The organism is Rhodococcus phenolicus (assembly GCF_001646785.1).
In the GTDB taxonomy this organism is placed as follows: Bacteria; Actinomycetota; Actinomycetes; order Mycobacteriales; family Mycobacteriaceae; genus Rhodococcus; species Rhodococcus phenolicus.
This window is the reverse complement of sequence record NZ_LRRH01000090.1, coordinates 24828-34413: the sequence shown is the minus strand read 5'-3', so window position 1 is coordinate 34413 and position 9586 is coordinate 24828. Positions and strand designations below refer to the sequence as shown.

At 66.8% G+C, this 9586-nt stretch carries 7 protein-coding genes; 4 read left to right on the top strand and 3 right to left on the bottom strand.

From position 1 onward, the window contains the following. On the top strand, window positions 1–795 hold a 795-nt coding region (locus A8G15_RS23305; protein ID WP_156665530.1), incomplete at its 5' end, for an FAD-binding protein. A 2-nt stretch (window positions 796–797) separates the two neighbouring features. After that, the gene (locus tag A8G15_RS23300; protein ID WP_245687967.1) at window positions 798–2375 is read left to right on the top strand and encodes a class I adenylate-forming enzyme family protein; all 1578 of its coding nucleotides are present in this window, start codon (window positions 798–800) and stop codon (window positions 2373–2375) included. Window positions 2376–2422: 47 nt separating this feature from the next. On the opposite strand, the gene A8G15_RS23295 is transcribed toward A8G15_RS23300, so the two are convergent. Then, the gene (locus A8G15_RS23295; RefSeq protein ID WP_068165181.1) at window positions 2423–4219 is read right to left on the bottom strand and encodes an NAD(P)-binding domain-containing protein; all 1797 of its coding nucleotides are present in this window, start codon (window positions 4217–4219) and stop codon (window positions 2423–2425) included. A gap of 202 nt (window positions 4220–4421) precedes the next feature. On the opposite strand from A8G15_RS23295, the gene A8G15_RS23290 reads away from it, so the two are divergent. After that, on the top strand, window positions 4422–5855 hold the full coding sequence (locus A8G15_RS23290) for an alpha/beta hydrolase (protein WP_245687966.1): 1434 nt from the start codon (window positions 4422–4424) through the stop codon (window positions 5853–5855). Window positions 5856–5867: 12 nt separating this feature from the next. Here the strand turns inward: A8G15_RS23290 and A8G15_RS23285 are convergent, their stop codons facing one another. Both A8G15_RS23285 and A8G15_RS23280 read right to left on the bottom strand, forming a co-directional pair. Continuing rightward, window positions 5868–6827, bottom strand: a complete 960-nt coding sequence (locus A8G15_RS23285) for an enoyl-CoA hydratase/isomerase family protein (protein ID WP_068165179.1) — start codon at window positions 6825–6827, stop codon at window positions 5868–5870. Window positions 6828–7032: 205 nt separating this feature from the next. Next, complete coding sequence (locus tag A8G15_RS23280; protein ID WP_068165178.1) at window positions 7033–8682, bottom strand: bifunctional 3-(3-hydroxy-phenyl)propionate/3-hydroxycinnamic acid hydroxylase; 1650 nt, start codon at window positions 8680–8682, stop codon at window positions 7033–7035. Between the two features lie 193 nt (window positions 8683–8875). Here A8G15_RS23280 and A8G15_RS23275 point away from each other — a divergent pair, with 193 nt between their 5' ends. After that, window positions 8876–9577 carry an IclR family transcriptional regulator gene (locus tag A8G15_RS23275; RefSeq protein WP_068165188.1) on the top strand — a complete coding sequence of 234 codons (702 nt, stop codon included), beginning with the start codon at window positions 8876–8878 and terminating at the stop codon, window positions 9575–9577. Window positions 9578–9586 lie beyond the last annotated feature (9 nt).

The following is a 9586-nucleotide window of genomic DNA, read 5'->3' as shown; positions in this document are numbered from 1 at the left end:
AACACGGGCGACGGCCTGCGCATGGCCATGCGTGCCGGGGCCGCGCTCCAGAACATGCGCGAAGCCTGGTGGATTCCCATCACCGAGCTCCCCGAGGGCATCAATGCGATGAACCTGGAGATGATCAACGGCGATCGCACGAGGCCACGCAGCATCATGGTGAACCGGACCGGTCGGCGCTTCGCCAACGAGGCCGTGAGCTACAACTCCATCGTGGGCGCCTTCCACCAGGAGGACGTCACCGCGTTCCGGTACGCCAACCTGCCCGCGTGGCTGATCTTCGACCACACCTACCTGACCACCTACGGATCGACGGGCCGCCCCTACACGGGCACCACCCCTCCGTGGCTGGTGGAGAGCGCCACTCTGCACGACCTCGCCCTGACACTCGGTATCCCGGGCGATGAGCTCGAGCGCACGGTCGAGCAGTGGAACAGGAATGTCGCCGCCGGAAAGGACCCGCACTTCGCCCGCGGTGAGAGCGCCCACGACCGGTGGTGGGGCGACCCGTACAAGAAGGGCAGCATCGAGGGCACCCTCGGCCCGATCACGGACGGGCCGTTCTACGCCATGGAGCTGACGAGCGGCGTCATCGGCACGAAGGGCGGTCCCAAGGTCGACGAGCATGCCCGAGTGATCGATCTGGACGGCGACGTCATCACCGGGTTGTACGCGGCCGGCAACGTCTCTTCCCCGACCGGTGCCTCCTACGGCGGCCCCGGCGGCACACTCGGCCCCGGCATGACGTTCGCCTGGATCGCCGGGCGGCACGCAGTCGGTGCGGGTGAGGAGTGAGCGTGCACGCCTCGATAGTCGACGCATGGCGCGAGCGGGTCGCCGCCGGTCCGAACCGTGCGGCGATCCGTTACTTCGACGGCACGGTCGATGCCGCGACCCTGGACGCACATTCCGACACGCTGGCCGCCGAGTTGCAAGCGCGCGGAGTGCGCCCGGACGACCGGATCGGTATCCATCTACAGAACATCCCGTACTACCCGCTGACACTGCTGGCGGTGTGGAAGGCCGGAGCGATCGCGGTGCCGCTCAACCCGATGTATCGCGGCGAGGAACTACGCCGGCTGGTCGAGGACTCCGGCACGACCGGGATCGTCGTCGCTCGCGGTACCGATGAGGCAACGCGCAGCGCCCTGTCCGGTACGCGGGTGCGGTGGTTGTTGTCGGCATCCTCACGGGATTTCCAGACCCGCAACGACTCTCGCATGTTCTCCGGACCCGATGCCGCCCCCTCCCCCGACGGCGACCTGGCCGGCGTCCTGGCCGACCGACGTGGCCGGCAGCCCGCTCCGGTCGCGCGAGAGGGCGACGACATCGCCTTCATCACCTACACCTCGGGCACGACAGGGCCACCAAAAGGCGCCCTCAACACCCATCGCAATTTTCTCTGCTCCGTCGCGGCATACAGCGAGTGGATCCGGTTGGAGCCCGGCGACGTGTCCTACGCGATCGCCCCGATGTTCCATATCACCGGGCTCTCGCTCAACGCCGGGATCGCGCTGCTGGGCGACGCGACCCTGAGCATGGGCGGACGGTTCGAGGCGCCGGTGGTGCTCGACCTGTTCCGCGAGCACGGGGTGACCACGACGGTGGGGTCGATCACCGCCTTCAACGCGTTCTTCGGCGTCCCCGACGCCGGCGCCGACCACTTCGCGAGCACCAAGTTCCTCTACTCCGGCGGCGCCCCGGTCCCACCGGCGACGATCGAGGCCTTCCGCGCCCGGTTCGGCGTCTATCTGCACAACATCTGGGGCATGACCGAGACGACCGGCGGAGGGATCGCGGTGCCACCGGGCATCGCCGCTCCCGTCCACGGACCGAGCGGGACGCTTTCGGTCGGAATGCCCACGCGAGGTGTCGAAGTCTTCACGGTCGACGCACAGGGACGACAGCAGTCCCCAGGTGAGGAAGGCGAGCTCGTCGTCACCGCACCACAGGTGATCCCCGGCTACTGGCAGAACGAAGAGGCAACGGAGAGAACACTTCCCGGCGGTCGTCTGCACACCGGCGACGTCGCCGTCATCGACGACGAGGGATGGGTGTATCTCGTCGATCGGATCAAGGATCAGATCAACACCTCCGGGTACAAGGTGTGGCCGCGCGAGGTCGAAGACGTGTTGTGCGAACACCCTTCGGTCCTCGAGGCGGCCGTCGTGGGTGCCCCCGACGACTACCGCGGCGAGGCGATCGTCGCATACGTCGCACTGCGCGAGGGCAGTACCGCCGATCCCGGCGAGCTGGTCGCGTTCGCCGGCGAACGCCTCGCCGCGTACAAGCGCCCCCGCGAGGTTCACGTGCTCGACACGCTCCCCAAGACGATGACCGGCAAGATCCAGCGAAACGTCCTTCGCGACCGATAGTCCGGGTCCGCCTCCTGCCCGGGCGCGGTGAGCCCGGGCAGGCGGGCCTAATTCGTGCGGCCCTCCGGATCCACCGGCTCGATGCCTTCCTCGATCGCCTTGATCAACAACGCCGTGAAGCGCGAATAGAAGCGCGCCATGCGGATGAATCCGGTCCCGAACCAGAGTCCGGGCTGGGCCGAGCGGCGCCAGGTGTTCGCGTACTCACCGTCGGCGGCCCGGCCGTAGGCCTTGTCGATCTTGGCGGCCGCCGAACCGAGGACCGGCCCGATGTGACCCCAGAACTGGTGGTAGCCGGTCGCGAAGACGATCAGGGCGACGTCGTGCATCTCCGACCCGTCGGTGAACACCACTGTCGTGCCGTCCTTGATCTCCGCGACCTCGACGCCCTGCCGGAGGTGGACCCGACCGTCGGCGATGAGCTGGGATGCACCGATGTCGATCTGATAGCTGTCCTTGCCCGACATGTGCGCACCGATGATCCCCGTGCCGTCCGGACCCCAGTTGAGCTTGAAGCCCCGGGCCTCGAGCGCACCGAGGAGTTCGCTGTCGGCTTCCTTGGCGAGCTGCACGAGTTCCTTGTTGAGCTCGTCGACCCGTTCGCTGGGGAGGGCGTAGGTCATCTGATCCGCGAGGTCCGGCGACAGGGTCATGTCCTCGGTGAACAGTGTCGACCAGTACCGGTGGTAGGTCGGATAGGTCACGACGTAGGTCGATGTGCGCTGCACCATCGTGACGTCGGCGTCGTGTTCCCAGAGATCGTGCGCGAGTTCGTGGCCGCTGACCCCGGACCCGATGACGAGCACCTTCTTGCCTGCGTAACGATCACCGTCCTGGAATTCGTCGGAGTGCACCGCGACACCGCGATATTCCTGGAGTCCGGCGATCTCGGGAATGCGCGGCGCACCGAACATTCCGCCCGCCACGATGAAGTGGCGCGGGTGCAACTCGCGGATCGAGCCGTCGCCCATCTGCACGCGGACGGTCCACCGTTCCGTGGCCTCGTCGTAGTGGCCGTTGAGGAAGGTCGTGCCGGTCCACACATTGAGGTCGAGAGTGGTCGCGTACGTCTCGAGCCAGTTCGCGAACTTGTCCTTCGGGGTGTGCGCCGGCCACGTTGCGGGAAGCGGAAGATAGGGCAGGTGGTCGCCGTAGACGGTGCTGTGCAACGCGAGAGACGCATAGCGCTTGCGCCACGTGTCGCCGATGCGCGCCTCGCGGTCGATCACCAGCGTCGGAACGTCGAGTGCACCCAACCGCGCCGCCAGGGCGAGGCCGTTGTGGCCGGCTCCGAGCACGAGGACCGCGGGGTCGCGGTTTTCGAAGGACGTTTCCTCGATCCGATCGGCGGCCCAGCGCGTGCGGCCGGGGACGATGCCGTAGACCTTGCCCTCCGGGCGGCGGTGACGCGTCCGCTCGGGGAACGCCGCGAGCGAAACGACCTGGGTCTGCAGGGTGAAGGCCACGAAACGAGAGCCCTCACGCACGAGCCGGGCGAACCCGCGGTTGATCCGGTCGCTGGTCGTGAAGTCGAAGAATCCCATGATGTCGCCACCGGAGACGAAGGGTTCCTGCTCGGAGCTCACGGAGAATCCCGACGCGTTCCATTCCTTGGCCAGTTCCGTCAGCCGTCCGGCCGACTGCTCGCCGCCGACAGCGTGGTGGAAGTCCCACGGAAAGGCCATGAAGTCGCGCCACGTGGCGGAGGGATGGAGGCATGATTCCAGCTCCACCTCCGAACCCGTGCCGAGCGCGGCGGCGAACTCCTCGAGCCAAGCGGCGAAGACCTCCGCAGGGTCTGCAACATCGATCTCACCGGCTGTGCTGTGCCGAGCTTCCGTCATGGGTTCGGGCCCCCTCTCCGTCACACAACCTACGTGATGTTGTAATTAACGAACTGTTTGATTCTATATGCACACATTCTGTCGGGAGGACTTCATCTCCGTCAAGGCTTCGATTCGGAGCCTTGTGGGGTGACACGCCGTCGGCTACCGTTTTTGTGTATTTTTCGAGTGACTGTGTTCATTATTTGATACGGAGGTCGAGGTGGCGGACTGCGACTCCCACGACGTGGGGGCGGAACTGATCGTCCGCAGCTTTGCGCCGCGGCGGGCTCCGGCGTGCCCCGCGTACCTGGTTCTCGTCCTCGTCGACGGCGGTCTCGACCCAGCCGGTTACGTGCACATCTATCGAAAGCTCGCCGACGAAGGGCTGGTGATCGTCGAGGTCCCCACCCGTTCCGACAGCGCGCTCGACGACAGCGATCGCGCCCTGCAGTGGGCTCGTTCGGTGGCCGCCGACGTATTCGGTGCCGACCCGAGCCGCATCGGGATACTCGGTGCACCGGGGTCCGAACACCTCGCCACCGAGCTCGCGGAACGGGTGAGCGCCCGGAAGGAACCCCCCGTTCACGCCCGGCCATTTCGTCCCGCCTCCGAGGCCGCCCCGACAGCAGCCGGCCTGCGCGCCGCCCTCGGGACACTTCCCGTGTTCCGGGGGCCGGGGGAACCTGCCATCGCGGTCCACCGCCGAGTCGAGCCGGCGACGCTCGGCCGGCTCGATCTCCTGACCCGATGGGACACCACCGGCATCGAGACCATCCGCGCGAGTTACGCCGGGGTCACCCCTCCCCCGACGCCGGTGACCGGGCACGTCGTGCGAATCGACGACGTGGTCCCGGGCACGGACGGCCGTCCCGAGGTGCCCGTCCGGTGGTACCGGCCACGGGAGGCCACGGGGCAACTTCCGGTTGTGATGTATTTCCACGGCGGGGCCTACATCATGGGCAGTCTCGCCGAGAACGACGATCGGCTCGATCGCATGGCTGCCGAGCTCGGATGCGCCGTCGTATCCGTCGACTATCGCCTGGCACCCGAGAATCCCTACCCGGCCGGACTCGACGATGCAGAAACGGTCTGGCGCCACATCCTCGACAACGCCGATGCCCTCGAAGTGGACCGGAATCGGCTGGTCATCGGCGGCGCGAGCGCCGGCGCAGGGCTGGCCACCGCGCTGTGCATCCGCCTCACCCGGCTCGGCCTGCCCCAGCCCGCACTCCAACTCCTGATCTATCCCATGCTCGACGACCGGGAGCACGGATCCGTCCGGGCGCTCGAGGGCGGTGCCGGCCACTGGGGCCTGTGGCGGCTCGAGGCCGAACGTCACGCGTGGCAGGCCTATCTCGGCGGACTCGGCGGAGCGACACCGCCGGCCACGGCCGCACCCGGACGAGCGACGCCGAGCGAATTGCGCGGCGTGGCACCCACATTCATCGGTATCGGCGACGTGGACGCGTTGCTCGACTCCAACCTGCGCTACGCCGCACAGTTGTCCCGCGCCGGGGTTCCGGTCGAGCTCCACGTCTACCCCGGGGTGATCCACGGCGGATTCGTCGCACGCCCGCGCACCCGACAGACGCGGCGATTTCTCGACGACGTCCACGCAGTGCTGCGCAGGACGTTCGACGACGCCGAACACTGACGCAATCGAAGGCTAGGGGCGCTTCCGAGCCGCCTTGCTGAGCCGAAACTCGGGCGGGAAGTTCTCGTCGTTGGCCTTGACCGATGTGGTCAGCCCCGCCTCCATCATCGCGGAGTTCAGATGGAACTCGTGTTCGTCCGGGCGGACCAGGCGGCCCATCGACTCGACCATGCCGGTGAGCAGACTTCCCATGTACTCCCCCTGATGCTGTTTCATCATCTGGAAGAACATCTTCTGGATGACCACCGTGTCCGTCGGACGGTTCCGCGCGCACGCCTGCGCGTAGGTCTGTACCTCGGCCTCGAGGCGGTCGCGGGTCACGACCTTGTTGAGGAAACCGCACTCGTACATCTCGTCGGCAGTGAACGGGCGCCCGGTGAACACCATCTCCTGGAAGCGCCGGATCCCCATCGTCATCGCCCAGGTCCACATGCGCGGACCCCAGCCCACGTAGCGGAATGCCGCATGCCCGAACAGCGCGTCGTCGGAGGCGATCACGAGGTCGGCGTCGGCGGCCTGATAGAAGTGCCACCCGTAGCAGTACCCCTTGACCTCCACGATGCTGATCTTGCTGAACTCCTGCAGACTCCGGCAACCCGACCGGGCATTGGCGAACCACGGTCCGTAGTTGCCCATGTTGCGGTACGAATCCTTGGGCGGATACACGACATCCGGGTCGTCGATCCTGAACTCCTTGAGACGCTCGGCGGAGTCCCCGTTCTCGACGCCCTCCATGAAGTCCGGCAGGTCGACTCCACTCCCGAAATCGTCCCCCTCGCCCCGCACCACCAGCACCTTCACATCGTCGTCGATGTTCGCTCGATGCAGGAGTTCGGCATACCGCAGGCGCGCCTCGACCGTCGGCGCGTTCAGTCGATCCGGTCGATCGAAAGTGATCGTCGCGATCTTCGTTGCCGGGTCCTTCTCGTAGAGGACGATTTCCTCTGCCGACGGAGGTTCGCTCTTCGACATCCTCTTACTCCTCTGTTGGTCCGGTGACGCTTCCCTCCCGGCCGGCCGCGAATCGGAAGCGCGAAATGTCACGAGCTTCCCGACACCCGGCCGTTCACGCACGTAGATGGACAATATGTCCTGCCGTCGGACACCATCGCGTCCATACCGAAAGTACCAGGCGGAGAACAACTCCCGGGAACGGCCGTGAGAGTTCCCGCCGCCCTCAGACTGCGGTCGCGTCCGAAACGTTGTCCACCAGGTGCTTCTCCATGCCCAGAACGCTCAGCAGTTGCGTCGACAGCAGACCGGCATCCTGGGCGATGCCGGCAGCAGCCACGAAACGGTCCGGTCGCAGGAACAGCACGGATTCGTTGTGGGCGTCGAACCACGCCTTCAGCTGCCCCGGGTCGCCGACCACGGTCACGTCGTCACCGTACGAGGTCTGTCCGATCTGCGCTGCGGGCACGACGGCGACGAGTCGAGCGCCGATCGTGCGCCACGCCTCCACGCTGCGCTTGCCGAGGACCGCGGTCGGGTCGTTGTTCCAGCAGAGCACCGCGAACCAGCTCCCGAGTGCCTCGTCGAGCAGGCACCGCCCGTTCTCGGTGACCACCTCGGGCTGGATGAACATCCGTCCCACCGGCGAGGTCTTGCCGGGACGAGCGACGACGGCCCCGGTTTCGTACCGGGGCATCGGCTTGAATCGCATCTCCAGGATGTATCGCTTCAGCACGGGGAGCGCCGACGCCGACCGGAGCACCCTGTCGCGGAGCCACGCGAGACGCTTGTTCCGCACCGAGATCACCCGTCCGACCGTGGTGGACAGATCGATCATCGCTCGTGCGTGGCCCCGTCGCTCCTCGTCGTAGGTCGTCAGCAGAGCGGGTTCAGCCTGCCCGGAGCACACCGCCGCGAGCTTCCAGCCGAGGTTCACCGCGTCGCGCACGCCACTGTTGTATCCCTGTCCCTGCCAGACCGGCATCAGATGCGCTGCGTCGCCCGCGATGAAGATGCGTCCGCGACCGAACTCGCCGGCGATCCTCGAGTGGTGGGTGTAGATGCGGTACGCGATGATCTCGGAGTCCTCCGGACGCGGGACGTGCCGACCGAGGAGTTTCCGCACGAATCCGAGGTCGTCGACCTCGGTGTCGGTTTCGCCGTCCATGAGCATGAACTCGAAGCGCCGGATGCCGTGGGCGATCGAGATGGAGGCGTACGGCCGCTCCGGGTCGGCGCCCACATAGCTGTTCGGCGTGCCGAGGGGGTCGTGGGCGAGGTCCACGACGAGCCAGCGCGTGGCCGACGTGACCCCGTCGAACGACGTGCCGATGATCCGGCGGGTCCGGCTCCGGCCACCGTCGCATCCGACCACGTATCGCGCGCGCACCTGCCGAGGAAGACCGTTCCCGAGGAGTTCGACCACGACGCCGTCCTCCCCCTCGCGCATGGTCTGCATGGGGGTGGACCAGCACACCTCGACGGTGGCGAAGCGCCGGAGTCCTTCCAGGAGTTCTGCATCGACGAGCGGCTGGACGAATCCGTTGCGCCGCGGCCAGCCGAACTGCGCTTCGCTCGGCGCCATTTCCGCGAGTAGTTCACCCCTGCCGTTGACGAACCGCAGGATCTGATTCGGAATGAGGTGCCGCTCGACATGTTTCGCCAGTCCGATGCTCTGGAAGGCGCGCATGGACTCGTCGTCCAGGCCTACACCACGCGGGTAGTCGATCAGCACGTCACGCTCTTCGGCGACGAGAACCCGCAGCCCTCGCGCTCCCAGAATGTTCGCCAGGGTGAGCCCGACGGGCCCCGCCCCCACCACGAGGACGTCGACGGTGGCCGACGCCGCGGCGGATCGTTCTCGAGCGTCGGTCACGTCGCCCCCTGGTTGCGTTGTAATTAACGAACATGACGCTTCTATATACACACAGACTATGTCGAACAGGGATTGCCGTGTCAACACTGGAAATGCACGCCGTGTATATAATGAGTTGCATGTTGCTTTATTCGCACAAATGCGTCTGTGCGCACCGCATGCGCGAATGTGCCTCGACCCGGCCCGATCCGGCATGACGACATCGGATGCACGCTCCCGGCCTCAGCCCCAGGTCGGTAGCCAGACACTGGCCCGCGGGCTCAGCGCGCTGCTCGCGGTGGTGGATTCCCCCACCGGCATGACCGTTCAGCGGCTTGCCGAGGAGCTCGGGGTCCACCGTTCGATCGCATACCGAATCCTGCAGACGCTACGCGATTTCGGGTTCGTGACACCCGGCTCCGACGGTGTGTACCGTCCCGGTTCACGCCTGGCCTCCCTGTCCACAGCCTATCTGCCGGCGTTGCGCGAGATCGCCACGCCGGTGATGCGGCGCCTCGCCGACCACGCCGGTTGCACCGTCCACCTGTTCGTAGCCGAGAGGGACGAGGCCGTCTCCATCGAGGTCGTCGAGCCGGTCACGGTCGCACAGCACATCTCCTTCCGTGCCGGGATGCGCACGTTGCTGGATCGCGGCGCGGCCGGCTATGCCCTCCTCGCCGCCGGTCCGGAGGTGCCCGACGAACCCGAGGCCGTCGCCGAGGCACGCCGGCACGGATACGCCACGAGCTCGGGCGAGATCGAATCCGGCGTCTACGCGGTCGCCGCTCCGATCGCGAATTCTCACCCGACCGCGTGCCTCACTCTCATGAGCCACCGAGAGGATCAGCTGGCCGCGGCCGCACCGGAGGTTGTACGGGCTGCCGGAGAGATCGCCCGAGCGATAATTGACGCCTGAGCATCGTCC